This is a genomic window from Actinoallomurus acanthiterrae, assembly GCF_054775715.1.
Window position 1 is genome coordinate 752,161 of sequence record NZ_BAAHCO010000001.1, and the last position, 25,112, is coordinate 777,272.

The 25,112-nt window shown below is 68.6% G+C and carries 27 protein-coding genes; 9 read left to right on the plus strand and 18 right to left on the minus strand.

Annotated elements, in window-relative coordinates; genetic code table 11:
• Window positions 1-9: 9 nt before the first annotated feature.
• The 8 genes from ACYVF7_RS03690 to ACYVF7_RS03725 all read right to left on the minus strand — a co-directional run bounded on the left by ACYVF7_RS03690 (window position 10) and on the right by ACYVF7_RS03725 (window position 7,951).
• Window positions 10-894 carry an SMP-30/gluconolactonase/LRE family protein gene (locus ACYVF7_RS03690; RefSeq protein ID WP_460334837.1) on the minus strand — a complete coding sequence of 295 codons (885 nt, stop codon included), beginning with the start codon at window positions 892-894 and terminating at the stop codon, window positions 10-12.
• A complete protein-coding gene (locus tag ACYVF7_RS03695; protein WP_460334840.1) occupies window positions 891-1,754 on the minus strand; it encodes an ABC transporter permease in 864 nt (287 codons plus the stop codon). The genes ACYVF7_RS03690 and ACYVF7_RS03695 overlap by 4 nt, the downstream gene beginning before the upstream one ends.
• An 8-nt stretch (window positions 1,755-1,762) precedes the next feature.
• Window positions 1,763-2,710: an ABC transporter permease gene (locus ACYVF7_RS03700; protein WP_460334844.1), complete on the minus strand. Its 948-nt coding sequence runs from the start codon at window positions 2,708-2,710 to the stop codon at window positions 1,763-1,765.
• 9 nt (window positions 2,711-2,719) lie between these two features.
• Window positions 2,720-4,291, minus strand: coding sequence for an ABC transporter substrate-binding protein (locus tag ACYVF7_RS03705; protein ID WP_460334847.1), 1,572 nt, complete (start codon window positions 4,289-4,291; stop codon window positions 2,720-2,722).
• A gap of 11 nt (window positions 4,292-4,302) precedes the next feature.
• The gene (locus ACYVF7_RS03710; protein ID WP_460357778.1) at window positions 4,303-5,406 is read right to left on the minus strand and encodes a mandelate racemase/muconate lactonizing enzyme family protein; all 1,104 of its coding nucleotides are present in this window, start codon (window positions 5,404-5,406) and stop codon (window positions 4,303-4,305) included.
• A gap of 271 nt (window positions 5,407-5,677) precedes the next feature.
• Complete coding sequence (locus tag ACYVF7_RS03715; RefSeq protein WP_460334850.1) at window positions 5,678-6,946, minus strand: MFS transporter; 1,269 nt, start codon at window positions 6,944-6,946, stop codon at window positions 5,678-5,680.
• Window positions 6,947-7,373: 427 nt separating this feature from the next.
• Window positions 7,374-7,634 (minus strand): hypothetical protein, encoded by a 261-nt coding sequence (locus tag ACYVF7_RS03720; protein WP_460334852.1) that lies wholly within the window; start codon window positions 7,632-7,634, stop codon window positions 7,374-7,376.
• Complete coding sequence (locus ACYVF7_RS03725) at window positions 7,586-7,951, minus strand: YybH family protein (RefSeq protein ID WP_460334855.1); 366 nt, start codon at window positions 7,949-7,951, stop codon at window positions 7,586-7,588. The genes ACYVF7_RS03720 and ACYVF7_RS03725 overlap by 49 nt, the downstream gene beginning before the upstream one ends.
• 78 nt (window positions 7,952-8,029) lie before the next feature.
• Between ACYVF7_RS03725 and ACYVF7_RS03730 the strand changes: the two genes are divergently transcribed.
• From ACYVF7_RS03730 to ACYVF7_RS03750, 5 genes are all read left to right on the plus strand, one after another.
• The gene (locus tag ACYVF7_RS03730) at window positions 8,030-8,644 is read left to right on the plus strand and encodes a TetR/AcrR family transcriptional regulator (protein ID WP_460334858.1); all 615 of its coding nucleotides are present in this window, start codon (window positions 8,030-8,032) and stop codon (window positions 8,642-8,644) included.
• A 691-nt stretch (window positions 8,645-9,335) separates the two neighbouring features.
• Window positions 9,336-10,049 carry an SDR family NAD(P)-dependent oxidoreductase gene (locus ACYVF7_RS03735; RefSeq protein WP_460334861.1) on the plus strand — a complete coding sequence of 238 codons (714 nt, stop codon included), beginning with the start codon at window positions 9,336-9,338 and terminating at the stop codon, window positions 10,047-10,049.
• Between the two features lie 112 nt (window positions 10,050-10,161).
• Window positions 10,162-10,722 (plus strand): NADPH-dependent FMN reductase, encoded by a 561-nt coding sequence (locus tag ACYVF7_RS03740; RefSeq protein ID WP_460334863.1) that lies wholly within the window; start codon window positions 10,162-10,164, stop codon window positions 10,720-10,722.
• 131 nt (window positions 10,723-10,853) lie between these two features.
• The gene (locus tag ACYVF7_RS03745) at window positions 10,854-11,267 is read left to right on the plus strand and encodes a VOC family protein (RefSeq protein ID WP_460334866.1); all 414 of its coding nucleotides are present in this window, start codon (window positions 10,854-10,856) and stop codon (window positions 11,265-11,267) included.
• Window positions 11,268-11,286: 19 nt separating this feature from the next.
• Window positions 11,287-12,141 carry an oxidoreductase gene (locus tag ACYVF7_RS03750; protein ID WP_460334869.1) on the plus strand — a complete coding sequence of 285 codons (855 nt, stop codon included), beginning with the start codon at window positions 11,287-11,289 and terminating at the stop codon, window positions 12,139-12,141.
• Between the two features lie 164 nt (window positions 12,142-12,305).
• On the opposite strand, the gene ACYVF7_RS03755 is transcribed toward ACYVF7_RS03750, so the two are convergent.
• On the minus strand, window positions 12,306-12,917 hold the full coding sequence (locus ACYVF7_RS03755) for a TetR/AcrR family transcriptional regulator (protein WP_460334872.1): 612 nt from the start codon (window positions 12,915-12,917) through the stop codon (window positions 12,306-12,308).
• 152 nt (window positions 12,918-13,069) lie between these two features.
• On the opposite strand from ACYVF7_RS03755, the gene ACYVF7_RS03760 reads away from it, so the two are divergent.
• Window positions 13,070-13,642, plus strand: coding sequence for an ester cyclase (locus tag ACYVF7_RS03760; protein WP_460334874.1), 573 nt, complete (start codon window positions 13,070-13,072; stop codon window positions 13,640-13,642).
• Window positions 13,643-13,706: 64 nt separating this feature from the next.
• Here ACYVF7_RS03760 and ACYVF7_RS03765 read toward each other — a convergent pair whose 3' ends face one another.
• Together ACYVF7_RS03765 and ACYVF7_RS03770 are read right to left on the minus strand one after the other, a co-directional pair.
• Window positions 13,707-13,907: a hypothetical protein gene (locus tag ACYVF7_RS03765; RefSeq protein WP_460334877.1), complete on the minus strand. Its 201-nt coding sequence runs from the start codon at window positions 13,905-13,907 to the stop codon at window positions 13,707-13,709.
• Window positions 13,904-14,593, minus strand: a complete 690-nt coding sequence (locus ACYVF7_RS03770) for a class I SAM-dependent methyltransferase (RefSeq protein ID WP_460334880.1) — start codon at window positions 14,591-14,593, stop codon at window positions 13,904-13,906. Before ACYVF7_RS03770 ends, ACYVF7_RS03765 begins: the two co-directional genes overlap by 4 nt.
• Before the next feature lie 86 nt (window positions 14,594-14,679).
• On the opposite strand from ACYVF7_RS03770, the gene ACYVF7_RS03775 reads away from it, so the two are divergent.
• The gene (locus ACYVF7_RS03775) at window positions 14,680-15,315 is read left to right on the plus strand and encodes a TetR/AcrR family transcriptional regulator (RefSeq protein WP_460334883.1); all 636 of its coding nucleotides are present in this window, start codon (window positions 14,680-14,682) and stop codon (window positions 15,313-15,315) included.
• A gap of 221 nt (window positions 15,316-15,536) precedes the next feature.
• Here ACYVF7_RS03775 and ACYVF7_RS03780 read toward each other — a convergent pair whose 3' ends face one another.
• Window positions 15,537-15,956, minus strand: a complete 420-nt coding sequence (locus ACYVF7_RS03780; protein WP_460334885.1) for a hypothetical protein — start codon at window positions 15,954-15,956, stop codon at window positions 15,537-15,539.
• 485 nt (window positions 15,957-16,441) lie between these two features.
• The gene (locus ACYVF7_RS03785) at window positions 16,442-18,313 is read right to left on the minus strand and encodes a CocE/NonD family hydrolase (RefSeq protein ID WP_460334888.1); all 1,872 of its coding nucleotides are present in this window, start codon (window positions 18,311-18,313) and stop codon (window positions 16,442-16,444) included.
• Between the two features lie 103 nt (window positions 18,314-18,416).
• Here ACYVF7_RS03785 and ACYVF7_RS03790 point away from each other — a divergent pair, with 103 nt between their 5' ends.
• Entirely contained in the window at window positions 18,417-19,058 is a 642-nt protein-coding gene (locus tag ACYVF7_RS03790; protein WP_460334891.1) for a TetR/AcrR family transcriptional regulator, read from the plus strand.
• Window positions 19,059-19,249: 191 nt separating this feature from the next.
• Window positions 19,250-20,539, plus strand: coding sequence for a serine/threonine-protein kinase (locus ACYVF7_RS03795; protein WP_460334894.1), 1,290 nt, complete (start codon window positions 19,250-19,252; stop codon window positions 20,537-20,539).
• Here ACYVF7_RS03795 and ACYVF7_RS03800 read toward each other — a convergent pair.
• The 5 genes from ACYVF7_RS03800 to ACYVF7_RS03820 form a co-directional block, all read right to left on the minus strand.
• Window positions 20,516-21,184 (minus strand): nucleoside/nucleotide kinase family protein, encoded by a 669-nt coding sequence (locus ACYVF7_RS03800; RefSeq protein WP_460334897.1) that lies wholly within the window; start codon window positions 21,182-21,184, stop codon window positions 20,516-20,518. The genes ACYVF7_RS03795 and ACYVF7_RS03800 overlap by 24 nt on opposite strands.
• Window positions 21,181-22,065, minus strand: coding sequence for a sugar phosphate isomerase/epimerase family protein (locus tag ACYVF7_RS03805; RefSeq protein WP_460334900.1), 885 nt, complete (start codon window positions 22,063-22,065; stop codon window positions 21,181-21,183). The genes ACYVF7_RS03800 and ACYVF7_RS03805 overlap by 4 nt, the downstream gene beginning before the upstream one ends.
• A gap of 37 nt (window positions 22,066-22,102) precedes the next feature.
• Window positions 22,103-22,879 (minus strand): ATP-binding cassette domain-containing protein, encoded by a 777-nt coding sequence (locus ACYVF7_RS03810; protein ID WP_460334903.1) that lies wholly within the window; start codon window positions 22,877-22,879, stop codon window positions 22,103-22,105.
• Window positions 22,876-23,850: an ABC transporter permease gene (locus ACYVF7_RS03815; RefSeq protein WP_460334906.1), complete on the minus strand. Its 975-nt coding sequence runs from the start codon at window positions 23,848-23,850 to the stop codon at window positions 22,876-22,878. The genes ACYVF7_RS03810 and ACYVF7_RS03815 overlap by 4 nt, the downstream gene beginning before the upstream one ends.
• A 67-nt stretch (window positions 23,851-23,917) precedes the next feature.
• Complete coding sequence (locus tag ACYVF7_RS03820) at window positions 23,918-24,946, minus strand: sugar ABC transporter substrate-binding protein (RefSeq protein WP_460334909.1); 1,029 nt, start codon at window positions 24,944-24,946, stop codon at window positions 23,918-23,920.
• Window positions 24,947-25,112 lie beyond the last annotated feature (166 nt).

Consider the following 25,112-nt stretch of genomic DNA (forward strand, 5'->3'; position numbering starts at 1 on the left):
GTCGGCATGTCAGAGCTCCATCCGCGAGGTGGGCAGGCCGCGTACGCCGGTGCCGAGCCGGAAGAGCGCACCGGCGCCCCGGGCGACCTCCCGCGGTCGTTCGGCCGGCGGGACGGGCCGTGATCCGGTGGTGATGAAGAGGTGCCGGAGGCCGGGGCCTCCGAACGCGCAGCTGGTCGGGAAGCGGGTGGGCAGCGCGACGTGTTCCTCGAGCGTTCCCGAGGGGTCGTAGCGGCGTACGGCCCCGCCGCCGGCGAGCGCCACCCACACTCCGCCGTCGGCGTCGACCGCGATTCCGTCGGGCATGCCGTCCTCGCCGGCGACGCGCAGGAACGGGTGTGCCGCGCCGATCGAACCGTCGGCCGGGTCGAACGGGTGGGCGTTCACCTCCTGGCGCAGGGAGTCGACGAAGTAGAGGGTGTCGCCGGACGGGCTCCAGGCCAGACCGTTCGCGAGCCGGACGTCGTCCAGGACCCGGACGGGGACGTCGCTCCCGGGATCGAGCCGCCACAGGCCGCCGGACCGGGCGGGGCGGTGGGGCATCGTCATGGTCCCGATCCAGAGGCGCCCGGCCGGGTCCACGGCCGCGTCGTTCGCCCGCATGCACGGGTCTTCGGGGATGTCGGCGAGGTGACGAGCGCCCTCGTCGGCCAGCTCGAGCACGCAGAGCCCGGCGGTGACGACGCGCGTGCCACGTGTGCTGAGCACCACCGAGGACAGGGGCGCGCCCAGATCGGTGGAGGTGGTCTCGCCCGCGAGGGAGGTGGCGTTCAGCAGGCCGCCCCAGATGTCGACCCAGAGCAGCCGGTGCGCGTCGTCGTCCCAGAGCGGGCCTTCCCCCAGCAGGGCGCCGGCACCGCTCAGGAGTTCCGGTGTGTGTTCGGTCGGGCTCATCGGCGTAGCAGTCCTCGGTTCAGTCCGTCCGCGATGAGGTTGAAGCCCAGCACCAGGGCGGTGACGACGATGATGGGGCCCAGCGCGTACCAGGGGTTCTGGTCGAGGAAGGTGACGCTGGTCCTCAGCAACGAGCCCAGCGACGGCGACAGTGGGCGGATGCCGATGCCCACGAAGCTCATCGCCCCCTCGATGAACACGGCCATCGACAGGCTGAGGGCGGCCTGGACGATGAGCGTGTCCAGCGCGTTGGGGAGGATGTGGCGCAGCAGCACGCGGGCGCGGCTCGCGCCGATCACCTCGGCCGCGACCACATAGTCACGTGACCGCTGCGCCTGGACCGCGGACCGGGTGAGCCGCCCGAAGAGCGGGACGTTGACGACGACGCAGGTGACGACGATGGCCGTCATTCCGGGGCCGATGGCGGTGGCCGACACCGCGACACCGAGGACGAGTGCGGTGAAGGCGAGCGTCACGTCGAAGACGCGCTGCACGATGGAGTCCACGATCCGGTGCAGTCCGCACAGCAGGCCGAGTGCGGTGCCCAGCAGCGCGCCGATCGGGACGGCGAGGCCGGCCACGACGACGTCCTGCCTGATGCCGAACAGAACGCGGGTGAGCACATCCCGGCCGAACTCGTCGGTGCCGAGAAGGTGCGAGGCGCTGACCCCGGCGAAGCTGTCACCGCTCTGCGCGTCGACGCCGTACGGTGCGATCCAGGGCGCGAGGACGCCGAGCGCGAAGAGTACGGCGACGATGGCGAGCCCCGCGGCGGTCTCGGGGAATCGCAGGGCCCGCGAGCAGCGGGAACGCTGCGGCCGTGAGGCGACCGTGGCGGCCGTGGGCGCCGCGGTGGGCATGGCGGTCATCATGCCTCCAGCCGGATGCGGGGGTCGATCGCCGCGTGGGCGAGGTCGGTGAGGGTCTGAACGACGATGAACACCGCGACGGTGAACAGGAGGAGGTCCTGGACCAGGACGTAGTCGCGGTCGAGGACCGAGCTGACCAGCAGGTCGCCGATGCCGTGCCAGCCGAAGATGGCCTCGACCACGATGGCGCCGCCGAGCAGCTGGCCGACCTGGATGCCCAGCACGGTGAGCACCGGCGGCAGGGCGTTCGGGACGACGTGGGCGCGGACCAGCCGGCGGGCGGTCAGGCCCTTGGCCACACCGGTGCGGATGTAGTCCTCGTCCATCACCTGCCGTACGGAGGCGGCCAGGAACCGGGCGAGTGTGGCCGCGGTCGGCAGCGCGAGGCACAGCGCCGGCATGAGGAGGTACTGCACCGCGATGTCGGGACTGTGCGCCAGCGGCATATAGCCGGTCGCCGGGAGCAGCCGGATCGTGACGGCGAACAGCAGCACCAGCAGGACACCGCTGACGTACGGCGGGAGCGCGAACGCCAGGGAGACGAGCGCGCCGACCGGCCGCGTGACGAACCCGCGCCGGCCGGTGCCGAGCACCACACCCGCGAGGCCGCCGAGCACGACGGCCAGGACCAGCGCGGCCACCGTCAGGGTGACGGTCTGCCCGAGCGCGGCCCCGATCGCGTGTGACGCCGGCTCTTTACGGATGTAGGAGGTGCCGAGGTTCCCGGTCAGCAGGCCCCGGGCCCACAGCGCGTACTGGAGGACGGGGCTCTTGTCGAGACCGAGGTCGTGCCGGACCGCTTCCCGGGTGGCGGCGGTGGAGTCGGGGCCCGCCAGGACGTCCGCGGCGTCGCCTGAGGCGAGCCGCGGGACGGCGAAGACGAGCATCGACGCCACGACCAGCACCAGGAGAGCGGACGGGACGCGCCTCAATGTGTACCTGAGCATTGGTCAGAATCACTTCGTCAGGTAGGCGTCGTCGAGGTCGAGGTAGTCGTACATGGAGTACCGCAGGCCTTTCAGCTTCGCGGAGATGGTGAAGGTGTGCGCGCTGACCACCAGGTCGCTGACGAACTGCTGGTCGAGCAGGAAGTCGTTGATCCGCGTGTAGGCGGCCTTGGCGGCGGTGTCGTCCGCCGGCGTCCACAGCTGTTTCGCGATGGCGCGGTATTCGTCGGAGTCGAAGTTGGAGGCGTTCTTGTCGGCATTGAACGGGAAGGCGCCTTTGACCAGCGTCGCGGGGCTGAGCTGGCCGAAGCCGTGCACGTTGACGAACAGGCCGGGCATGTCGCCGCTGCCGAGTTTGGAGAAGAAGTCGGGCGCCTGGAGAGGAACCAGTTGCGCCTGCAGCCCGGCCGCCTTGAGGTTGAACTGGACGATCTCGGCGATGGACTTGTTCGTCGCGAACCCGGAGTTGAAGGCGACCTTGACCGTCTTACCGGTGGCCCTGGCCTGGCCGATCAGTTGCTTGGCCTTGGCGAGGTTCTGGGAGTAGGTGTCGGCCTTCTGCTGGTCGAAGGCCGGTGAGGACGGTGACCATGGCAGGGAGCTGGTCCGGCCGATGCCGCCGAGGGCCTGCTTGAGGATGCGGTTCCGGTCGATCGCCCAGGCGATGCCCTGCCGGACACCGCGGTCGTCGAGCGGGGCCATCTTGACGTTCGAGGCCACGTAGTAGACGGCGTCGTTCGCGTCGGAGGCGATGACCTTGAAGCCGGGGTCGTTCTTGACCGCGGCGGTGTCGAGGGGCGCCAGGTCGAGGGCGAGCTGGGTCTGCCCCGAGCGGAGCGAGGACATCATCGACTGCGACTGGCTCTGCACGCTGATGTGCACGCCGTCCAGGTACGGGTGGCCCTTCTGCCAGTAACCGGCGTACCTCTTGAGGTCGACACCGGATCCGGGCGTGTACTTCACGACCTGGAACGGCCCGGTGCCGACGAACTTCTTGCCGGCGAGGAGGTCGTCGAACGTGTTCTTGTCGACGATCGGCATCACCTGGAACAGGTCGAACAGGTTCGACACGGGCTGCGCGAGCTGGAGCGTCACGGTGTGCGCGTCGTCGGCCTTCATTCCGGTGATGGCGGCGGCCACGTGCTTGAGCTGTGACGGGACGTTCTGACGCCTGATGGCCTTGAGGGTGAAGATGACGTCGTCGGCGGTGAACGGGCGGCCGGAGTGGAAGGTGACGCCGTCCCGCAGTTTCAGTGTGACGGTCTTCTTGTCGGGCGCGATCGTCCAGCTCGTGGCCAGCTCGGGCTGAGGCTGGAGGGAGTGATGGTCGTCGGTCGTCAGCGTGTTGAAGACCGTACGGATCATGCTGAAGTTCGGGTTGTTCTGGGACAGGAACGTCGAGGGCGCGATGTCGGCGCTCTGCACGATATTGAGGGTGCCGCCCTTCTGCGGCCCGGAGTCGCCCTGCGATGAGTCGACCGCCGACCGGCACCCCGAGAGGGCGAGCGCGCCGCAGGCGACGAGCGCGGTGATCGCGAGACCGGATCGGCCGTGGCGGCGGGGGATGAACTGCTTGGACATCGATGGCCCTCCTAGATGTTCGTGGACCACAGGACTCGACAGTGGGGATGGTTCGGTTGGAAGGTGACTCCGAGGCCGGGACGGTCGTTCAGGTGGAGCCGTCCGTCCACGACGTGTTCGAGCCCTCCGACGAGCTCGGACCGCCATGGTGTCTCGCCGAACTGGTACTCCAGCACGGTGGCGTTGGCGCATGCGGCGAAGACGTGGGCGCTGGCCGCGGTGGCGACCGGCCCTGAAGGGTTGTGCGGTGAGATGGCCACGTCCGGCGCGGAGCGAGCGATGCGCAACGCTCGCTCCAGCCCTCCGGCGTGCTTGACGTCGGGCATGAGGATGTCGATCAGGTGGTCGGTGACCGCGGCGCGGGCTTCCTCCAGATCGAACATGAGCTCACCACCGGCGAGCGGCACGTGCGTCGCGGCCCGAAGCTCACGGAGTTCCGGCACCGAGCCGATGCCGACGGCGTCCTCCAACCAGGCGATCCCGAGGTCTTCAAGGCCGGGGAGGAGCCGGTGCACCTCCTCGGCAGGGAGGCGCTCGTGGCAGTCGACCTTCAGCTCGACGTCATCACCGATGGCGGCCCGAATCGCCCGGAGCCGGCCCAGGCCGGTGGCCGCCAGCGGCTCACCTGGAACGCTGACGTCGAACGGCGCGCACTTGATCGAGGTGAATCCCGCGCCGACCGCGCGACGCGCCATCGCGGCGACGTCCTCCGGAGACCGCCCGCCCGGCATGCGGTTGATGTTCGCGTAGACCGGAATGGGGCCGGGATCCGAGCCGCCGAGCCACTTCCACACCGGCTCGCCGGCCGCCTGCGCGGCGTGGTCGACCATCAGCTGCTCAAGCCCGCCCATGAGCGTGGCGGCGACGAGCCTGCCGTCCGACGCCGTCCGCGACACCCGCTCCGCCAGGTCGGCGAGAACGGCCTGACGGTCGGAGACCAGGTCCCGGCCCGCGAGCCGGCGACATACCGCGGTCAGTTGTTCGAGCAGCCGTGCGCGGTCACCGGCGTCCGAGCACTCCCCGACCGCGACACGATCGCCGTGTCGCAGCACAAGGAAGTGCCATCGGCTCCTGGCGCTGACCTGCGCCTCGACGAGCTCCAGCGTACGCTGCATCCTCACGAGACCTCCCGATTTGCTAAACAGTAGAAACTAATAGTCGACGATGTCAACGGTCATCTCGATCGCCATGGGGGATGCCTCGCGACGCGGACCCGGCCGTACCCGTCGCCGTACGCGCGGCGTCGGCGCGTGTCCCGCAGGATCTCGGCGGCGCCTCTTCGCGCGACCTTCGGCGGTGAGCGGTGCCTTGACGACCTCGTCGGGGTACGCCGGCATGGACCGATGGCCGCCGGGCACGCTCAGCGGCGTGCGGCCGAAGGAATCCTTATGGAAAAGGCGGAACCTGATGGCCGTGTACGGAGCGCAGCACACCGAGGAGGCTCACCGTGCCCAGCAGCCCGGCACCGCAGATCACCATGTAGGGGGGAACCAAGGCGGCGACGGCACCGCCGATGGTCATGCCGAGGCCCTGGAGGGTCATGATCCCGGCACCCAGCAGGGACATCGCCTGGCCTCGTGTCCGTTCGGGTACCGCATGGACGAACCACCTGTCCATGCCGAGCGTGTACGCGGCGCACAGCCCGGTGAGCAGCATCAATCCGGTCGCGAGCGGCAGCGGCGGGTGGAGCCCGAACGCGGTCAGCGGCAGCAGCGATACGGCCGCGAGCGGAAGCGTAAGGCGCTCGCGGGCAGCGGGGCCGAGTAGGGTGCCGATCAGCGCCTCGCTCACCGCGGTGCCGGCGGGCATCGCGGCCAGGAACAGGCCGAAGCCGGCGGAGCCTGCCCCAGAGGCGTCGGCGAAGGGTGCGGCGACTCCTTCGGCCACCACGAAGAACATCGGCGGAACCCACCACATCAGCAGCAGCGCGCGGATGCGAGCGTCGCCGAGCAGCCGTCCGGCCGAGGCGATCGAATCACGTGTCATCGCGCCGCTTCCTGATATCCGGGCGGGCCGGTGACGGGTGCCCAGACGTAGCAGCAGGGCGGAGCCGAGGAACGTGAAGATGGTGACGCAGAGCGCGATGCGGGGCGGCACCCACGCGAGTGCCAGGCCGCCCAGCCCGTAGCCGATGACCTGGGAACCTTGCGAGACGATCCGTATCAGCGAGCGGCCCAGGACGTACCGGTCCCCCTGCAGGATGTCCGCGAGGCTCGCCGCTCGGGTGCCGGTGAACAGCGGTGAGATCATCGAGACGGCGAGACGGAGCAGGAACAGGACCGCGAACGGCGTCACTGGGATGGTCATCAGGGTGACACAGCCCGCCGACAGCAGGTCGCAGGCGATCAGCACACGGCGGGGCGGATACCGGTCGGCGATGCCGGACAGCATGATCCCGCTGAGCGCGTAGGGCAGGAAGCCGAGGGCGAAGACGAGGGCTGTCAACAACGCCGAGCCGGTCTGCCGGAAGACCAGGATGGCCAGCGAGACCTCGGCGAGGACGCTGCCCAGCACGGAAAGGACATGAGCGACGAAGATGGCCCGGAATTCCTTGACCGCGAACACAGCGCCGTATCCGGCCCTGGTGTTTTCGCCGCCCTGCGAGCCGGTGAGTGCCTTGTTCGATTCAGTAGGCGAAGAGGAATTCGCCGCCATGTGAGGGATGCTTCCTTTCTCGTGCCCCAAGGGACGGTGCGCTGCGCAGGTCGCGGCGGTGCATGAGGTCGTCCATGACGGATTCCTGCGTGATCAACGTGACCAGTGCTGGATCACAAGGGTCTGCTGGTCGCTCGGGCGGGTGATGGCGGATCAGCGGCGAATGGCTCATCGGCCGGCCCGGGGGTATCTGGGCATCGGAGTCCGCCCCCGGACCGGCATCGGATCTCAGGGCATGGTGACTGAGATCAATTTCTCAGGCACCCGCCTGGTCAGCGGGGGACCCAGTTCTTCGGGACCCAGTTCTGGGTGTCGGCCATGTCGTCTCACCCCCTACCTCCGCGCGGAGTCCTGACGAACACGAGACAACGGTGATCCGGTTCTTGTGACATCACGACCATGTGACGCGCGTCACTGATTGGCGGTGTCACGCAGCGGTGGGGGCGGCGTCTTGTCCGTGGCGCGGTCCGATGAGGCTCAGCGCGGTGTTGGCGGCCTGCGCCCCGAGCGGCCCGGCAGCGTAGCCGCTCATCCGCAGCGGTCGGCCCGACGGTGCGGCGGCGTCACCGGCCGCGACGACGCGGTTGTCGTCGACGCTGGTCGGCGTCTCGTCGGTGAGCAGCCGGCCGAGCCTGTTGCTCAGGACTCCGTCATGACGGGCGAGACGTGGTAGCTGTTGATCCGCCATGTCGTCCCTTCTCGTACCAGGACGAGCGACATGTACACGTGGGACTGCCAGCCCTTGGGATTCCGGATGATGACGTCGGCGAAGCCGCCGGCCACATCCTCGCCGAGGGTGTACGTGTGTAGAACCTTCCCCCTCGCCGTGCGATCGAGGGGGACGGCCTTGTAGTAGGCGCGCACGGCGTCGCGGCCGACGGTGGGCTCGGGTCCGAAGCCCTGGAAGAGGGCGTCGGCGGTGAACAGTTCGGCCATGGCGTCGGGGTCATGACCGTCGAAGGCGGCCGTCCAGCCGGCGAGCGCGGCGTGCATCGGGTGACTCATCGTGCGGCTTCCTTTCAAGCGCAATGTTGATAGATGGCCGGTCTAGTAACAGTAGACGACCGGTCGTATATTGCTCATATGGGACGGACCAGTGACGCCAGGCGGAAGATCCTCGACGCGGCACAGTCGCTCATTGAGCTGCGCGGCTACTCGGCGCCGGGGGTGGCCGAGATCTGCAAGACCGCGGGCGTGCCCAAGGGCAGCTTCTACTACTTCTTCGAGTCCAAGGAGGCCCTGGCCCTGGCCGTCCTCGACGAGCACTGGGCCGCCCAGCGGCGGGACTGGACGCGCGTGCTGACCGACGCGACGGTGGAACCCCTCCCGCGACTGCGCCGGCTGTTCGAGGAGACCGAGGCCGCGCAGCTCGCCGGCCAGCAGGACTGCGGTACCGTCTCGGGCTGCATCTTCGGCAATCTCAGTCTGGAGATCAGCAACCAGACCGAGGCGATCCGCGAACGCTTGCAACAGGTCTTCGACGCGCAGGTGGACATGGTCGAGGCGGTCATCGCCGAGGCGCTGGCCCGCGGCGAGCTCGGCGTGACCGACGTCCGTGAGGCCGCTCGCTCGGTCGTCGCCCAACTGGAGGGCCAGGTGCTGTTCGCCAAGCTCTACAACAACGCTCGGCTGCTGGGCACGCTGTGGACGAACTGCCTGGCGCTGCTCGATGCCCATGTGCGGGAAGCGCGGCGGTAGACGCCTGACGGTGTGCGAGAGAGCAGAGCGCACCGCGGAGAGTGGCTCTTCCCGAGGGTGCCCACGATCGGGGCGGAGATCGCGGGGTTGGGCAGCAGCCACGCGGGCGCGCCCTGCACCTTTGTGACGCCCCACCGCGACCGCGGCGGGGCGCATTGCGCGGTACGCCTTGGCCGCGATGACAACCTCACGCGGCGCGCGCCTTTCCTGAGAGCACACCCGAGGATCGCTTCGCCGGGTCCGCGGTCGGCACGACCCGCGCCCACTTTCTCCGGGTCCCCTCCGGAACCGTCGTGGTGATCTCCACCAGAAACTCTCGCATGATGCCGCTCCGACGCTGAGGTGCGCGGTCGCTTCGCGTGGGGACCGCCGTGTCAACATCGTCCGCCGGTTCCCTGAGCCGTGCCACGACCGATTTCCTCCCTGGTGAGAGCCCGGCGCTCTCACCGACGGCGGCCCACGCTCCTCGCAGTAGCCCCGGCCCTCCTCCTCCCGCGCCCCTCCATGCGTCCCCGCCACCGCACTGACCTGTACTGGGAGTCCTCTCCTAGCAAGTAGGAGGAAGCCGGTCCCGCCCGGATGCCCTCTGACCTTTGACTTCGCCAGGTCCAAGTGCATTTACTGCGAATAGTCGACCGACCGACTATGAACGGTCGGCGCGACGTCCTCCCGCATCTCGACGAAGGTCATCATGAACTCTCAGAACCAGAAGGTCGCAGTCATCACCGGTGCCTCGCAGGGCATCGGCGCCGGGCTGGTCGAGGCGTACCGCAAGCTCGGCCACGCCGTCGTCGCCACCTCCCGTACCATCGCCCCCGCCGGCGACGTGGACGTCGTGACCGTCCAGGGCGACATCGCCGACCCGGCCACCGCCGAGCGCGTCATCGCCACCGCCGTCGAACGCTTCGGACCTATCGACACCCTGGTCAACAACGCGGGAGTCTTCGTGGCCAAGCCCTTCACGGACTACACCCAGGACGACTACGCCACCGTGACCGGTGTGAACCTCGCCGGCTTCTTCTGGATCACCCAGCTGGCCGTCGAGCGGATGCTCGCCCAGGGCGGCGGTCACATCGTCAACATCACCACCAGCCTGGTCGATAGCGCCGACGCCCGCGTCCCCTCCGTGCTGGCCTCGCTGACCAAGGGCGGGCTGCAGTCCGCCACCAAGTCCCTCGCCATCGAGTACGCCACCCGCGGCATCCGCGCCAACGCCGTCTCCCCGGGCACCATCAAGACCCCCATGCACCCCGAGGAGGCCCACGAGTTCCTCGCCGCGCTGCACCCGGTCGGCCGGATGGGCGAGCAGAGCGACATCGTGGACGCGGTGATCTACCTGGAGAACGCCCCGTTCGTCACCGGCGAGATCCTCCACGTCGACGGCGGCATGAGCGCGGGTCACTGAAACCCGGTCCCTCCCCTTCGCCTGAACCGGGCGGCAGAACCCCGCCGCCCGAGCGTCGCCTGACGCCGCACGAATATCTCCGGGTCCTGGACCCGCGTCGAAAGGCTTTGGCATGACCAAGATCGGCATAATCCTCGGAAGCACGCGCCCCGGCCGCAACGGCGAGGCCGTGGCCCGCTGGGTCCACGACGTGGCCAAGCAGCGCAGTGACGCCGAGTTCGAGCTGATCGACCTGCTCGACTACCGGCTTCCGCACCTGGACGAGGCCGTTCCGCCGATGATGGCCCAGTACGCCCAGCCGCACACGCTGAACTGGGCCTCCACGGTCGCCTCGTACGACGGCTTCATCATGGTGACGCCGGAATACAACCACTCCACGACGGGGGCGCTGAAGAACGCCCTCGACTACCTCTTCGCGGAGTGGAACAACAAGGCCGTCGGCTTCGTCGGCTACGGCTCCCTCGGCGGCACCCGCGCGGTCGAGCACCTGCGTCTGATCGTCGGCGAGCTCCACATGGCCGACGTCCGCTCCCAGGTCGCCCTGTCCCTCGCCCACGACTTCGTGAACTACAGCGAGTTCAAGCCCAACGACGACCAGATCGACGCCCTGAACACCACGATCGACCAGGTCGTCGCCTGGGCCGACGCCCTCGCCCCGCTGCGCACGAAGTGACGACCGCGACAGCGCCTGCCCCACGACCGAATCGGCCCTGAGCCGGCCTCATCCCGGCGGCCCGGGACGCTCGGCGAGCGTCCCGGGTCGTCCGGGCACCACCCGTTCACGCTGAGAGGACGACAACGCACATGAGCAAGTTCCTCGGAATCGCCCACATCGCCATCGTGGTGCGCGACATGGCCACCAGTGTCGACTGGTACCGGCGCACGCTGGGGTTCCAGCCGGTCGGCGAAGTGATGCCCGGGCCGGTCGAGGCGGGGCATCCCCGGCAGGTCATGCGCCACGCCGACAGCGGGCTCGTCCTGGCCGTCCATGAGCCCCTGCGACGCAGCGGCGACATGTTCGACCCGTCCCGCACCGGGCTCGACCACTTCTCGCTCACCGTTCCCGACCGGGCCGCCCTGGACGGCTGGACCCGGCACCTGGACGCACTCGGGGTGTCCCGTTCACCGGTACGGGACACCGGTTATGCGGAATTCGTCTCCGTGCCCGATCCCGACGGCATCGCCTGGGAATTGTGGGCCACCAAACCGGAACACTGAGTGAATCAGGAGCCCGATTATGAGCAGGACTTTCCTCATCACCGGCGTCAGCAGCGGCCTGGGCCGGGCCTTCGCCCGGGAAGCGTTGCCCGCCGGAGACGTCGTCGTCGGCACGGTCCGCGATCCGGAGCAGGTCGACGCGTTCGAGGCGCTGGCCCCGGGACGGGCCGTCGCCAGGCTGCTGGACGTGACCGACGACGACGACGTCCTCACGGTGGTCGATGAGGTCGAGCGGACCGTCGGCCCGATCGACGTGCTGATCAGCAACGCCGGGTACGGCCTGGAGGGCACCGTCGAGGAGTCGAGCATGGACGACCTGCGCCGGCAGTTCGATGTCAACGTGTTCGGCAGCGTCGCCGTCATCAAGGCCGTCCTGCCCCGCATGCGGCAGCGGCGCCGCGGCCACATCGTCACGCTGTCCTCCATGGCGGGGCTGACAGCGCTGCCCGGTGTGGCCTTCTACGGCGCCGGCAAGTTCGCGATGGAGGGCATCGCCGCCTCGCTGGCGCAGGAAGTCGCCGGCTTCGGCATCCACGTGACGTCGCTGGCGCTCGGCTCCTTCCGCACGGACTGGGCCGGTCGTTCGATGGTCCGCGCTCCTCGTACGGTTCCGGACTACGACACCGTCTTCGGTCCGATCCGGGCCGCCCGCCAGGCCAAGGACGGCAGGCAGGCCGGCGACCCGGTACGCGCGGCGAAGGCGCTGCTCCGGGTCCTCGAAAGCGACAAGCCTCCGCTCCACCTCGTGCTCGGCAGTGATGCCGTGCGCCTGGTCGAGCAGGGACAGCGGCAACTGGCCGCTGACCTGGCCGCATGGTCCGAGCTGTCGGCCTCCACCGACTTCCCCACCGACGACGGACCGATAACCGACTGATGAGTGGCCGCCAGACGCCGACCTCTGGTCCGTGGGTGCCCAGGGTGGTGTTACGCATGCTGTTCTGCCTTCGCATCGGATCGGGGATCGGAGTGGTGCGCAGGCCGGCCTGCGCACCGGCCCGCAGTCCCGCCGAACGCGCGCTGGATGTCCCACGAGCGGTGTCAGTGGAGTGCGGCCAGGGCCGTGCGACAGAGGACGTCCTCGGCCCGGTCCCAGGTCCAGCCGTTCTCGACCACGAGGGTGCGCCAGCCGGTGGGTCCGAACCAGTGCCAGAGCAGGTCGGCCGTCTCCTTCACCGAGTACGTAGGGGACGGAGACAGCGTGTGCAGATGGCGGGCGGCCGTGCGCAGCGCGTCGCGGTAGTCCGCGGTGGCGCGCTCCCACAGGGCCTCGCCGTCCTCGTGGCCGGGCAGTGCCTTGCGGATCGCCTCGTGCACGGTGAACTGACCCTCGTTGCCCATCCGCGTGCCATGAGCCAACGCTCGCAGCACCGACTCCGGCGTCCGCTCCTCGAGCAGTGCCCGCATCGCCTGCTCGTAACCGGAGGCGCTCACTCCCTGGTCGACGATCCGGTTCAGGATGTCGCTCTTGCTCCCGACGCTCGCGAACACGGTCTTCGATGCGACACCCGCCGCCGCGGCGATGTCGGCGACGGTCACCCGCCCGTAGCCACGTTCGGCGAACAGCTCCGTGGCCTGACGCAGGATCAGCTCGCGTGTCCGTGCGGCGGACTGTTCGCGCAGCGGGGAGACGTAGGAGCGCTTGGCCGGCATGATCGCATTCTATCGCGATGAATTAATTAGGCGTGCTATAACCTCAATTAGCGTCGGCCGCGTCCGGATGCGGCCGACCATGCCGCCAGCGTCGCGCGGCCCACGTCTTCACCGCGACCGCGCAGCCGACGAGAGGCAGCCACACCATGGGAATGGACTCCACAGAACTCGCCCACGGACTCTTCCGGGTCCTCGAAGCAGGTGATCCAGCACTGGCCGCCGATGTGGTCCACGAGGACTTCCACAACCGCGAGGCGGTCGTGGCACCTCTGGCCTGCGCTCTGCCCGGCCCGGCCGGGGTCCTCGCCTCGGGCGCGTGGATGCGCTCCGCCTTCAGTGACCTGCGCTTCCCGGTCCTCAGAATCGCCCGCAACGACGACCAGGTCTGGGTACGGCTGCGCATGCGCGGCCGCCACACGGGTCCCTTCGTCCGCTACCGCGACGGCGCACTCGACCAGGCCGTACCCCCGACCGGGCGTGACATCGATTTCGAGCAGATCCATGTGCTCGGCCTCCGCGACGACAAGGTGGTGAGCCATGAAGCCGTACGCGACGACATCACCATGCTCGGCCAGCTCGGCGTCTTCCCTCCGGCCCCGCCCACGGCACTCCGTATGATCGCCTGGCGTGTGACCGGACGGGCTGTCCGCGCCGCCGCCCATGTGACCGCAGAGGCCGCCGAGGCGGCCGCACTGCTGAACGACAAACCGTCACAAGGCCACTGAACCGACCGCGAAATGTCGGCAGAGGGGGGCCTCCTCCGGTATCGACGGCGGCCGTCCGAGGCTCTCAGTCCGACGCTCTGGCGGACCGGCGTCGCCGCACCAGGTGACCGCCGATCAATCCGGCCGCGACGTGGGTGACCAAGAGTCCCCCGATCATTGCCAGCCCGAGGCGGCTGCTGATCCACAGGTGCACGCCCACGGAGAGCAGGAGAAGTGGTGCCAGGCTCCAGCGCAGCGTCCGGCCGGCGCGGTGGCGGGACGTCATCGGGCCCTCGGTCCGGTTCGGGCGGGTCGCTCGGACGGGTGCTCGCCGGGACGCGCAGCGCAGGTGTAGTGCAGTAGTGGCCACTGGTCGCCGTCGTCTTCAATGGTGAATCCCGCGCCGGCGATCAGGTCGGCGAACTCGCCGATCGGGTTGCGCGCCATCGCCGGCCCGGCGAGGGCACTGGTGACGTGGGTGGCGAGGCGGCCCTCGGGCGGGCGGAAGTCGGCGATCAGCAACCTGCCGCCTGGGCGCAGCACGCGGAACATCTCCGAGAACGCGGTCGCCCGCGCGGCGGCGGGTACGTGATGGACGGCGTAGGCGGAGGTCACGACGTCGAACGTGTCATCGTCGAAGGGTAGATCCTGAGCTTGGCCGAGTACGTAGGAACCGGGCGCGTGGCGACGGGCGTAGGCGATCATCGGCTCCGAGGCATCCAGTCCGGTCGCCTCCCCGACCGGGCCCACGCGGGCGGCCAGCGCGCGGGTCAGGGCCCCTGTGCCGCAACCCACGTCCAGCACCCGATCGCCGAGGCCGGCACCGGATCGGGCCGCCAGCCGCCCGTACAACCGGCGGCGCATCCCGCCGAATGCGATCGCCGTGGCCACCTCGTACGCGCGGGCGCGCTCGATGACGCCGCCCGCGTCGGGTCGCTCGTCGTGGCTGTGCAGGAATCGTCCGAGTCCCATGACACCCTCCCTACTTAGTCGTGACTAAGTAAGCCATCAACTTAGTCGCGACTAAGTAGGGAGGCAAGTGGCTCTAGGATGCGTATGTGAGCGATCTGCCCAACATGTCGCGCTCGGCATCTCGGACCCGCCTGAGCCCGCAGGAGCGGCGTGAGTCGATCCTGGCGGCGGCGATCGAGGTGTTCGCGCAGAATGGCTACCGGGCGGGAAAGGTTTCCCAGGTGGCGGAGCGGGTCGGAGTCAGCGAGCCGGTGATCTTCCAGAACTTCGGCTCCAAGGCGGCGCTGTTCGCGGCCGTGCTGGAACGCGCCACGGTCTTGATCGAAGCCGAGTTCGCGGGTCTGGCCGACAGACTGGGCTCGGTGGCGGATCTGCTGGCCGAGCTCCTGGCCCCCGGCCACCTCGAACTCCTGCACGCTCCTGGATCGCTGGGCGTGCTGTTCGCCGACGCGGCCGCCCTCACTGACGAGCCCGGCGTCGCCGACGCCGCCCGTCGCGCCGTGCAGACCGCTGCGGGCCTGCTCGCCGAGTTGCTGCGCCGCGGTCAGGCCGACGGCGACATCAGGCTCGACCTGGACCCCGAAATCGGCGCCTGGTGGGTGCTGTCCATGATGGCCGCCCGGCCGTTTCGGGCCGCCGTCGTCCCCGACCGGCGCGACCTGGAGGCGGGCCTGGCCGGCCTCACGATCCAGGCCCTCACAGTGCGGCACGGTCCGCGCTGAGGCCTGTCACACTTCCGGCCGCAGGACAGGGCGGCGTGGTGGTCGACCCTGTCATGGGATCGCGGGTCGGCGTGTACGAGCGCTGAAACGGGTCGTCGGGTCGACAGCGACGACGTGGACGCCGTTGGCGAGATCCGCGAAAGGCGGGTCCACACCGCTCAATCCAAAACCCAGCATTCGCATGCTACGAATATTCGAGCGGCACGGTTGTGTCGACCGGGTCAGGAGCGGGTCCTATCGGGCTGACGGGTTCGGACCGAGTGCATACCTTGTGAGGCCACCGACTCGCTCTTGGAGACCCTGACCCCATGGTCGCTCCACCACATGCCGAACGCGACGAGCGCGACGATGAAGCCGATGATGCCAAAAAGTACCCACAACCCGTTGCCGCCGCCGATCGAGCTGTTGTACGCGGCAATCATCGCGATGCCGAAAATCAGGCCGGGAACCGCGACGGCGAGCCGACGCAACCGCAGCTTCTGTATCTCCCCTGCGGAGGGGATGGTGACCAGCACGGTGGTGTTGCAGTTGCCGCAGTATACGCGAACGGTCGTGACGCCATCGGCCGGTCGGGGGCTGTTGATCGGGTAGGTCATGTAGTGGTAGGTCGTCGATCTGACCCGCTCGGTCTTGCCGAGCATGTGGGCCAGTCGAACCGCTGGAACGTTCTCAATCGGATGAAACATAATGAGACCTAATTCTATAGTCTATTCGGCCTGGGAAAGGTGCGGATGAATCATATGTCGCGCCAGCGTCGACCTGATCACGGAAGCATATTCATTGGCTGTGACCGTCACCTACCGTGCCCGGTCACGGCCTCCCTCGATTCAAGAGCCGGCGGCTGACCGAATGCAGCGGGGCGAAGCTCTCGTAATTGTCGTGAGGGCTGGCCGATGAATAGGCCCCGTGCTCACGCATGCAACGGCTCTACCGGTGTTCGTTACGGCTGGGGCGCATCGCAGAGGCTCATGAGTCCCTTGTTTTTCAGTGGCGGGTCAGCGGTCGGGCCCGGCTGTCGCGTCGGGTGGGCCGGGTGAAGCGAGCATCTGGGGCCTAGGTCGTCAACTCCGTGGCGAGGGTGATGAGTTCGAGCCAGATCCGACGAACAACGCCGGACCTTAAACGGCTACTTCCGCACCGGCATCGTCACCGACGACGGGTGATCGCCGCCGGTGTAGATCGTCATCGGCCCGAGCGTCTTGACGCCGCCGTCCAGTTGCGGCGACAGGTGAGGTACGTCGAAGCCCTCGACCGCCAGCCGCAGTCGGTGTCCGGGCCTGATGGCCGCGCCCGTCGGGAAGATCTCCACGTCCACGGGCGCGATCGTGCCCGGCGTCAGGTCCTTCTTCGTCGACTTCAGGAACGGGTGCCAGGGCTGGATCATCTTGCCGTCCAGGTAGCGTGACTTCTTCTCGTCCAGCGCCCGCTGGGAGATGCTCTCCCAGCCCCCGGTGATCCGGTGGACGCTGCCGTCGGGCGCGACGTCCTCGACCGCCAGCGACAGCATGCCGTCGCCGGTGCTGGTCGAGACGTACAGGTGGGCGTTGATCGGCCCCTGGAAGCGCAGCGTCTTCGTCGCAGGCGCGGAGTCGAAGGTGAGTCCGGTGGCATCGTTGAGCCGGTTGTCGGTCCAGCACGGCAGGTCTTTGAGCACCGCGCTCGCCAGGCCGCCGGTCCATTGGTCGGTCGAGCGCGTGCACAGGCCGCTGACCGGCAGCGGCTGGAGTGTGGACCTCCCCAAGGCCGCGGTTCCGGTGGTCAGGCCACCGGACTTGACCTCGGTGGTCGAGGACCCGGAGAGCTTGAAGGTCTTCGCGGACAGGTCGCTCGCGATCCACTTCTGCTTCCGTACCCATCGTCCAGTGCCCTGCTCGTAGTAGGTCACCGGCGCGATCTGGTCCAGGTCGGTGTCCTGCCCCTTGATCCAGTGGTCGAACCAGCGCAGCTCGAGCTGGGCCAGCGACCCGTAGCCGGCGGCGCCGAACTCCTTGCCCTTGCCCGACCCGGCCTGGAGGTGGTTCCACGGCCCATCGATGAACTTCACGGGTGTCCCGTTGCGCTGGATTCCCTCGAAGAGCAGGGGCTCGCCGCGCTGGAAGATGTCGTACTCACCGCCGATGATGAACGTCGGGACCTTCACCTTGTCGATGCGCGTGATCGGCTTGCGCTCCGCCCAGTACGGGCCGTCGTACGCCACATTCCCGCCCAACACTCCCGAAAGCACCTCCGGCAGGGTGCCGCCGACGCCGCCGGCGATGTGGTCGACCGCCATGGTCAGGGCCGACTTCGGCTCCTTGAGGCTGAACGCGGGGGGAATCGCGCCGGCCGCGGAGACGAGCATGAACCACTGCGGCAGGAAACCTGCGTCCATCTCCCCGCCCGCGGCGGCAACGTCGCGGTAGGGATCGGCTGCCGGCACCGTCGGGAAGATCGCCTTCAGCCCAGGCGGCTGCTGCTCGGCAGCGAAGAGCTGCTCGATGCCGAGGTAGGAGCCGCCCTGCATGCCCACCTTGCCGTCGCTCCATGACTGCCTGTGCGCCCAGGCCACGACCTCGCCGGCGTCCTTGTTCTCCCTCTCGCTGAACGCAGACCATCGGCCCTCGGAGCTGCCCGTGCCACGCGCGTCGACCCAGAGCTCCGCATAGCCACGGTCGACGAAGTAGTCAGCAGGGACGTTGGTGCCGAGGAGAGCGCCACTGTTGGTGCCGATCGGCAGCCGCTTGTTGTACGGCGTGACCGTCACCAGCACGGGCAGCTTCTGCTTCACGGCCTTGCCGTCGGCGGTCGCCGGGAGCGTGAGGTCACCCCGCAAGATCTTCCCGTCACTCATCCGGATCGCCAGGTCCTTGCGCGTCACGGTGTTGTGCCATTGCGCGGGTCGCGGCTTCCAGCTGTCGGTAAGCGGTGCCGAGGCCGATCGAGCGGGCGCCTCGGCAACGGACGCGAGCACCAGCGCAAGGACGGGCAGCAACATCAACGAGCGAGCGTTCAGCTTCATGGGTCCCCTGTGGGTACATTTACTACTGCTCCGTAGTAAATTGCTACGTGACGGTAGTAATTGTCAAGTGGCGGCCGTTCCAAAGGCCGCTACCCTGTCCGACGTGGCGGAGGCAGAGGTGGGCACGCGACGACAGCGACGCGCGTACGCACCGCGGATGCCCCTCGAGCAGCGCCGCCGGCAGCTGCTCGACGCGGCACTCGCGCTCATCGTCCGCGAGGGGTACGCCGGCCTCACCGTCGAGGCGATCGCCCAGGAGGCAGGGGTCACCAAGCCGGTCGTCTACGGCGCGTACGCCAATCTCTCACTCCTGCTCACCGCGCTCCTCGACCGGACCCAGAGTGATGCCGTCACCCAGCTCCTGGCCGCCTTCCCGCAGGATCCGCGTCGCCTCACCTCGAAGCACCTCGCAGGAGACATCGCCCGCACATGGGCACGGACCGTACGCGAGAACCCGCAGACATGGACGCCCGTCCTGGGTACCGGCGCGCAGACACCAGCGCCCGTCCTCGACCGGATCGAGCAGGGTCGCGAGGTCGTACGCAAAGCCCTCGCCGACTTCATCGGCGGGGGTCGCGACCTGGACGCCGCCACGGCCCGACATCACCTCTGGACGGCTCACGCCGTGGTCGCCGCCGCCGAGCACTTCGGACACCTGGTGCTGACCCGCCCCGACGCCATCACCGACGACGAACTCGCCGCGCTCTTCGACGATCTGGTCAACGGCCTTCTGCGCCGGACCTGAGCAGAAGACCGGGTAAGGTGCGCCGGGACTGTACGGTCAGAGCGACAGAACCGTTAACTGGACACGCCGCCGCAAAGACCTCAGCCTTGGACCTCGGGTGCGCCTGTGGGCGCGGAAACCGGGTTCGGTGACCTTGACCTGCGGCTCCATAGCTGGGGCATGGTCGGGTAGCGGGCATCATCGCTGTTTGCATGTTTCTGCTGGTCCGCCGGTACGGCGAGACGTCCTGGACCGCAGCGCTGCTCCCGGTCTCGGTCGATCTGCTCGAACGCGATGTCGCGGTGAAGGAGCTTCACCTGCCCGCCGGCGACGGCGCGGAGTCCGCCAACCGCCTGCGGCGGGTCATGCGAGAGGCGCGCACGATCGCGCGCGTCTCCCATCCCCACGTGGTGGAGATCCACGACCTGGTCGAGTACGAGCGCCGGCTGTGGATCGTCATGGAACTGGTCGACGGGCCATCGCTCGCACACCTGATCACGCTGTACGGGCCGATGTACCCCCAGCGTGCCGCCAGTCTGGGCCTTCAGTTGCTCGAGGCGCTGCAGGCCGTCCACGCCGCGGGCGCGCTGCACCGCGACGTCAAGCCCGCCAACGTGCTGGTACGCCCGGACGGCAGCGCCGTACTCACCGATTTCGGCATCGTAGCCCTGAACGGCGACGAATCGCTGACCGAGACCGGCGCGCTGATCGGCTCCGCCGACTACATGGCCCCGGAGCGGCTGACGGACGGGGCGGTGGGCCCGGCGAGCGACCTATGGTCGCTGGGAGTGACCCTGTGCGCCATGGTCAGCCGCGATTCGCCGTTCCGGCGCTCCGAGATGGCGGCGAGCCTCCACGCCGCGGTCTTCGGGGAACCGGCGATCCCGCCCCAGGCCGGGCCGTTGCGCGCGGTACTGAAGGCCCTGCTGCGCAAATCCCCCGACCAGCGTCCTTCCGCGACCGAGGTGGCGGTCGCGCTGCGACAGGTCGCCGACGGCCTGCTCGAGCCCGCCCCAGCAGGGCAGACGACCCTGACGGCCGGCACCGGCCTCCTTCCCCCGGTGGAGAACCGCAGGCGGAGACGGTGGCCGATGGTGACCTCAGCCCTGCTGCTGCCGGCCGTGGTCGTGGCCGCCGGCCTCTACGCCTCCAGAACACCCCCGTTCAGGGGACGGACGACCGTCTCCAAGACCACCGTGATCGATGCCGGCAGGACCTGGCAGCAGGCGGAGGTACCCGTCCGCAAAGGGGACGCGGTGATGGTGCGCTACGTCAGGGGAACGTGGACGGTGGACTACCGCGGCAACGTCACGTCCGGCCCTCAGGGGTACGGCAGCACGGACGACGCCTCCGTGACCTCTGTCGCGGCCTCCTGCAAGGTGAACGCCACGGCTCTTCGTGAACTGACACGGCCACATCATCACCGGACTGGAACAAGGATTGCTCCAGAGTGGCAGCAGGTTCGCTGCACCCGACGGTCACCGATCGTCGATCGAGCGTAGGAGCCGGGCGGGGATGACGAGGTCGGCGTGTTGGCGGGTTTCGGCGATGAGGTCGGCGTTGCGTTGGTCTGTGCCCGTCGCCCAGGCCACCGCCGCTTCGTGGTCCTTGCCGAAGCGTTCGTGGCGGGCGATGAGGCGGCGTAGGCGCTCGTCCGTGTCGAGGTCGCAGTACCAGACCTCGTCGAGTTGCTGCCGTACGCGCGCCCAGTGATCGTCGCCGAGCAGAAGGTAGTTCCCTTCAGTGACGATGAGCCGGGCGGCGCGCGGTATGGGGATACTGCCGGCGATCGGTTGCTCGATGTCGCGTTCGAACGCGGGCGCGTAGACCACTTCGTCCTCGTCCGCGCGCAGTCGGCGGAGCAGGGCGGCGTAGCCGGCGGCGTCGAAGGTGTCCGGGGCGCCTTTGCGGTCACGCCGCCCGAGGCGGTCGAGTTCGACGTCTGCGAGGTGGAAGCCGTCCATCGGCACGTGCGCCACCCACTGGCCCGGCTCCCCGCCGTCGGGGGGTGTCCGGCGCAACATCCTGACCACGTGCCGGGCGAAGGTCGTCTTGCCGGCTCCGGGCGGGCCGGTGACGCCCAGGACGACACGGTGCCCGCCTGTCATGAGCGAACGGGCGCGTGTCGTGAGCTCCTCCAGGGTCATCGCCGGTCCTGGCTTGCGGCTAGGTGGCCGGCGATGAACCCGCGGGCGTGTCGTGCCAGGTCCTCACCGTCCGACCAGAGGTTGCGCCAGATGGCCAGATCGTTGGACAGGCCGGCCATCACCACGGCGGAAGAGAAGGACTCGAATGTGATGGGACCTCGGTAGCCGATGTTGGCCAGGGCGTGGAAGAACGAGGTGAAGTCCAGGTGCCCGGAGCCGAGGTAGCCGCGATGGTTCTCGCCGATGTGCACGTAGCCGAGCCTGTCCCCGACCTCGTGTACGGGCCGGACCAGATCGTCCTCCTCGATGTTCATGTGGTACGTGTCGAGGTGGATGAGCACGTTGTCCTCGCCGATGTCGTCGGCGAGGACGAGCGCGTCGTGGGCGGTGTTGATGACGTTGGTCTCGTAGCGGTTGCAGATCTCGATGCCGAGGGTCATGTCGCGCCGGCGGGCTTCCTGCGCGAGCCGCCGCAGCACGGCCACGACGTTTCGGCGCCCCGCGTCGCTGAGCGGCCTGTCGTATTTGCCGAGCGCGCTGTAGAGCGCGCCGGTGAAGTGCGTGCCGCCGAGCCGGTCGGTGACGGCGAGGGAGTCCTGGAGTAGTTTCTCACCGCGTTCGACGACGGCGACGTCCTCGCTTGAGATGTCGGCGTCGAAGGCCAGGCCGCGGGAGCAGGCCACGCCCAGGCCCGCGGCCTTCAACTTCTCGCGCGCCGCTTCGACGTCGAGGTTCACCGAGTCGTGCAGGGAGAGCTCGAGCAGGTCGAAGCCCGTCGCCTTGGTCTTCTCGATCGCGTAGGTGAGCGATGAGGGTGAGGTGTCACCGACCCAGACGAGGGCGTGCACGCCGATCGGGTTTTCCGTGGTCTGCGCGGTCATAGGGGAATGGGTTCCTTCTGGTGGTGGCGGAACGGGATCAGTGGCTCTTGGCGCCGGTGATGAGGGCGACGATCTCCTCGCCCGTCGTGTCGGACGTGCGGCGGCCGCCGACACAGCGGCCGGCTCGCATCACCCATACCTGGTCGCTGAGCCGCATGACCTGCGCGAAGTCGTGGCTGATCAGCAGGATGGCATGTCCCTCGTCGCGGAGCCCGAGGATGAGCTCCTCCACCCGGGCGGTCTCCTGGACGCCGAGGGCGGCAGTGGGCTCGTCCATGATGACCAGCCGGGAGCTGAAGCCGGCCGCCCGGCAGATGGCCACCGCCTGGCGCTGACCGCCGGACAGCCGCCGGACGCGCGACCTCACCGCCGGGACGTTCACCGCCAGTGTGGACACCATCTCCTGCGCGCGGGCCTGCATGGCCCGGCGATCGAGGATCGCGATGGGACCCAGCCGCCGGACGAGCTCCCGGTTGAGGAACAGGTTCTGCCAGACGGTGAGGTCTTCGACGAGCGCGAGATTCTGGTGGACGGTCTCGATACCGGCCGTGCGCGCGTCCTCGGGGGACCGGAAGTCGGTCGGTCGGCCGTCGAGGAGCACGCGTCCGCCGTCGGGCCGGTGGATCCCGGAGACGCAGCGGACCAGGGTCGACTTGCCCGCGCCGTTGTCACCCACCAGGGCTGTGATCTCCCCTTTGCGCAGGGTGAGGGATGCCTCGACGAGGGCGTGGACGTTTCCGAAGGACAGCGAGATGTTCTCGCATTCGAGCAGGATGTCTCCGGCAGGGTCGGCCGGCTTCGGCTGAACAGTCATCGCTGGAACCTCGTCATGAGTGCGGCCAGCACCACGACGATGCCGACGGCGAGGGGCTGGTAGAACTGGGAGACCCCCAGCAGCGTGAGCCCGTTGACCAGCGCCGTCAGCAACAACGCACCGATGACCGGGCCGGTGATGGTGCCGCGTCCGCCGAAGAGGCTGACCCCGCCGAGCACGACCGCGGCGACCGAGTTGAGCAGGAAGGCGGTGTTGGCGGCCGGCTCGGCGGCTCCGACCCTGGCCACGAGCAGGATCGCACCCAGTCCGGCCAGGGTTCCTGAGATCGTGTAGACGGCGATCTTGATCCGCCGGGTGCTGATGCCCATGGCCGTGGCCGACTCCGGCGCACCGCCGGTCGCCAGCACATGCGTGCCGAAGCGGCTGTGAAAGAGCACCACGTGCGCGAGGACGGCGACGACGGCCGCGATGATGAACGACCACCCGAAGATCCCGACACCGCCGGTGGACAGGCGCAGCAGGAACGGATCCACGATGGTCACCGGCTTGCCGTTGGACAGGATCAGCGCGAGCCCGGAGGCCGCCGAGAGCGTCCCGAGCGTGACGATGAAGTCGGTGATCTTCCCCCGGGCGATGAGCGTTCCGTTGACCACGCCGAGCGCGGCCGAGGCGACGACGGCGACGACGGCGGACAGCGGCAGTCCCCAGCCACTCGTGTAGGCCTGGCCGAACACGACCGCGCCGAGGGTCATGGTGGAGGCGACCGACAGGTCGATGCCGGCGGTGCTGATCACGAACGTCTGACCGACCGCCAGGATGATCAGGATCGCGGCGGCCACGAGCATCGACTGGACGTTGCCGGTGCTCAGGAATGTGGAGTTGAGGCTCTGGAAGACGACTACCAGGACGACGAGTCCGATGAGGGCCGCCCATTCGGCCCAGAAGCCGATGTCCCGTAGTCGCCTGGACCAGGCGTCGCGGCCGGGCACCGCGAGCTGTACGTCTGCCATTTCCGTCCTTCTGGTCGCGACGGCGTCCCGGGGGTGTGATGCTCCCGTCCGGGACCGCGGGTCGCCGTTACTTGCCGAGTGCCTTGAACGGGTCGTCGTAGGAGCCGAACGGCTTGGGCGTGGCGGCCAGGGCCTTGTCGGCGTTGTCCTTGGTGACCAGTTCGACAGGGGCCTTGACATCCGTGGGCAGCGTCTTGCCCTTGGCGGCGGCCTGGCAGGCCTCGACGCCCATCAAGCCGATCGCGTATGGGTACTGCGCGACGGTGGCGTCGAGTGAACCGCTCTTGACCGCGTCGAGGGCGTCTTTGATGCCGTCGACACTGATGACCTTCACCTTGCCGGTCTTGCCGGCGTTGGCGATGGCCCGCGCCACACCGAGTCCCATGTCGTCGTTGGCGACGAAGAAGCCGGTCAGATTGGGATGAGCACGCAGGACGTTGGTCGCCGCCGTGAGCGCGGTCTGCCGATCCCAGTCCGCGGCGACAGTCTGGACGATCTTCAGTTTCGGGCCGATGCCCTGCCCGAACCCCGTGATCCGCGCGCCACTGGTGACGTCTCCGGCGATGCCGCCGATGACGGCGACGTCGCCCCCGGAGCCGACCAGCTTGGCCATCTGCTCGCCGGCCATCTTGCCGGCCTGGACGTTGTCGGTGCCGATGTACGTGGCCGGAGTCGCCTTCGCGGTCTTGGCCGCCTTGGCGTCGATCGGGCTGTCGATGTTGACGATCGTCTTCTTGAGCGCAGCGATCTTGGCGAGGCCCTGCACCAGGTTGGTGCCGGAGATCGGGTTGACGATGAAGCAGGAGTAGGGCTGGCCGGCGAGAGCATTGAGCTTCTCCGCCTGCCCCGTCGTGTCAGTGATCGCGTTCGCGGCCTGCACGGTCGTCGAGACCCCGCCCGCCCGGGCCTGCTCGTCGATCCCCTGCTTCATGGTCTGGAAGAACGGATTGTCCAGTCCTTTGATCACAGCGGCGACCTTCGCACCGCCGCCGGAGCCGCCCGAACCGCCGGAACCGCAGGCACCCAGCCCCAGTACACCGGCGGTCACCACGACCGTCACCGCCGTGATCCGGCCTGCCGTCTTCTGCACTCGCATCGGAGCGCTCCTTTCGCCTTCAGTGCGACGAACATACGGGCACTTCGGGATTCCGACAACCCCTGTTTCGTCTTTTAAAGTCGTAACATGCGATACTTTCGTCTCCAGTAGCACGCGGGTAAGGTGATCTTGTGGATAGGGGTAACGCCGCCGCCTTGCGAGCGGG

Coding starts and splice junctions, on each gene's coding strand:
- ACYVF7_RS03690 (WP_460334837.1), bottom strand. CDS start 894: ATGAGCCCGACCGAACACACACCGGAACTCCTGAGCGGTGCCGGCGCC.
- ACYVF7_RS03695 (WP_460334840.1), bottom strand. CDS start 1,754: ATGCCCACCGCGGCGCCCACGGCCGCCACGGTCGCCTCACGGCCGCAG.
- ACYVF7_RS03700 (WP_460334844.1), bottom strand. CDS start 2,710: ATGCTCAGGTACACATTGAGGCGCGTCCCGTCCGCTCTCCTGGTGCTG.
- ACYVF7_RS03705 (WP_460334847.1), bottom strand. CDS start 4,291: ATGTCCAAGCAGTTCATCCCCCGCCGCCACGGCCGATCCGGTCTCGCG.
- ACYVF7_RS03710 (WP_460357778.1), bottom strand. CDS start 5,406: ATGCAGCGTACGCTGGAGCTCGTCGAGGCGCAGGTCAGCGCCAGGAGC.
- ACYVF7_RS03715 (WP_460334850.1), bottom strand. CDS start 6,946: ATGGCGGCGAATTCCTCTTCGCCTACTGAATCGAACAAGGCACTCACC.
- ACYVF7_RS03720 (WP_460334852.1), bottom strand. CDS start 7,634: ATGGCGGATCAACAGCTACCACGTCTCGCCCGTCATGACGGAGTCCTG.
- ACYVF7_RS03725 (WP_460334855.1), bottom strand. CDS start 7,951: ATGAGTCACCCGATGCACGCCGCGCTCGCCGGCTGGACGGCCGCCTTC.
- ACYVF7_RS03730 (WP_460334858.1), top strand. CDS start 8,030: ATGGGACGGACCAGTGACGCCAGGCGGAAGATCCTCGACGCGGCACAG.
- ACYVF7_RS03735 (WP_460334861.1), top strand. CDS start 9,336: ATGAACTCTCAGAACCAGAAGGTCGCAGTCATCACCGGTGCCTCGCAG.
- ACYVF7_RS03740 (WP_460334863.1), top strand. CDS start 10,162: ATGACCAAGATCGGCATAATCCTCGGAAGCACGCGCCCCGGCCGCAAC.
- ACYVF7_RS03745 (WP_460334866.1), top strand. CDS start 10,854: ATGAGCAAGTTCCTCGGAATCGCCCACATCGCCATCGTGGTGCGCGAC.
- ACYVF7_RS03750 (WP_460334869.1), top strand. CDS start 11,287: ATGAGCAGGACTTTCCTCATCACCGGCGTCAGCAGCGGCCTGGGCCGG.
- ACYVF7_RS03755 (WP_460334872.1), bottom strand. CDS start 12,917: ATGCCGGCCAAGCGCTCCTACGTCTCCCCGCTGCGCGAACAGTCCGCC.
- ACYVF7_RS03760 (WP_460334874.1), top strand. CDS start 13,070: ATGGACTCCACAGAACTCGCCCACGGACTCTTCCGGGTCCTCGAAGCA.
- ACYVF7_RS03765 (WP_460334877.1), bottom strand. CDS start 13,907: ATGACGTCCCGCCACCGCGCCGGCCGGACGCTGCGCTGGAGCCTGGCA.
- ACYVF7_RS03770 (WP_460334880.1), bottom strand. CDS start 14,593: ATGGGACTCGGACGATTCCTGCACAGCCACGACGAGCGACCCGACGCG.
- ACYVF7_RS03780 (WP_460334885.1), bottom strand. CDS start 15,956: ATGCTCGGCAAGACCGAGCGGGTCAGATCGACGACCTACCACTACATG.
- ACYVF7_RS03785 (WP_460334888.1), bottom strand. CDS start 18,313: ATGAAGCTGAACGCTCGCTCGTTGATGTTGCTGCCCGTCCTTGCGCTG.
- ACYVF7_RS03795 (WP_460334894.1), top strand. CDS start 19,250: ATGTTTCTGCTGGTCCGCCGGTACGGCGAGACGTCCTGGACCGCAGCG.
- ACYVF7_RS03800 (WP_460334897.1), bottom strand. CDS start 21,184: ATGACCCTGGAGGAGCTCACGACACGCGCCCGTTCGCTCATGACAGGC.
- ACYVF7_RS03805 (WP_460334900.1), bottom strand. CDS start 22,065: ATGACCGCGCAGACCACGGAAAACCCGATCGGCGTGCACGCCCTCGTC.
- ACYVF7_RS03810 (WP_460334903.1), bottom strand. CDS start 22,879: ATGACTGTTCAGCCGAAGCCGGCCGACCCTGCCGGAGACATCCTGCTC.
- ACYVF7_RS03815 (WP_460334906.1), bottom strand. CDS start 23,850: ATGGCAGACGTACAGCTCGCGGTGCCCGGCCGCGACGCCTGGTCCAGG.
- ACYVF7_RS03820 (WP_460334909.1), bottom strand. CDS start 24,946: ATGCGAGTGCAGAAGACGGCAGGCCGGATCACGGCGGTGACGGTCGTG.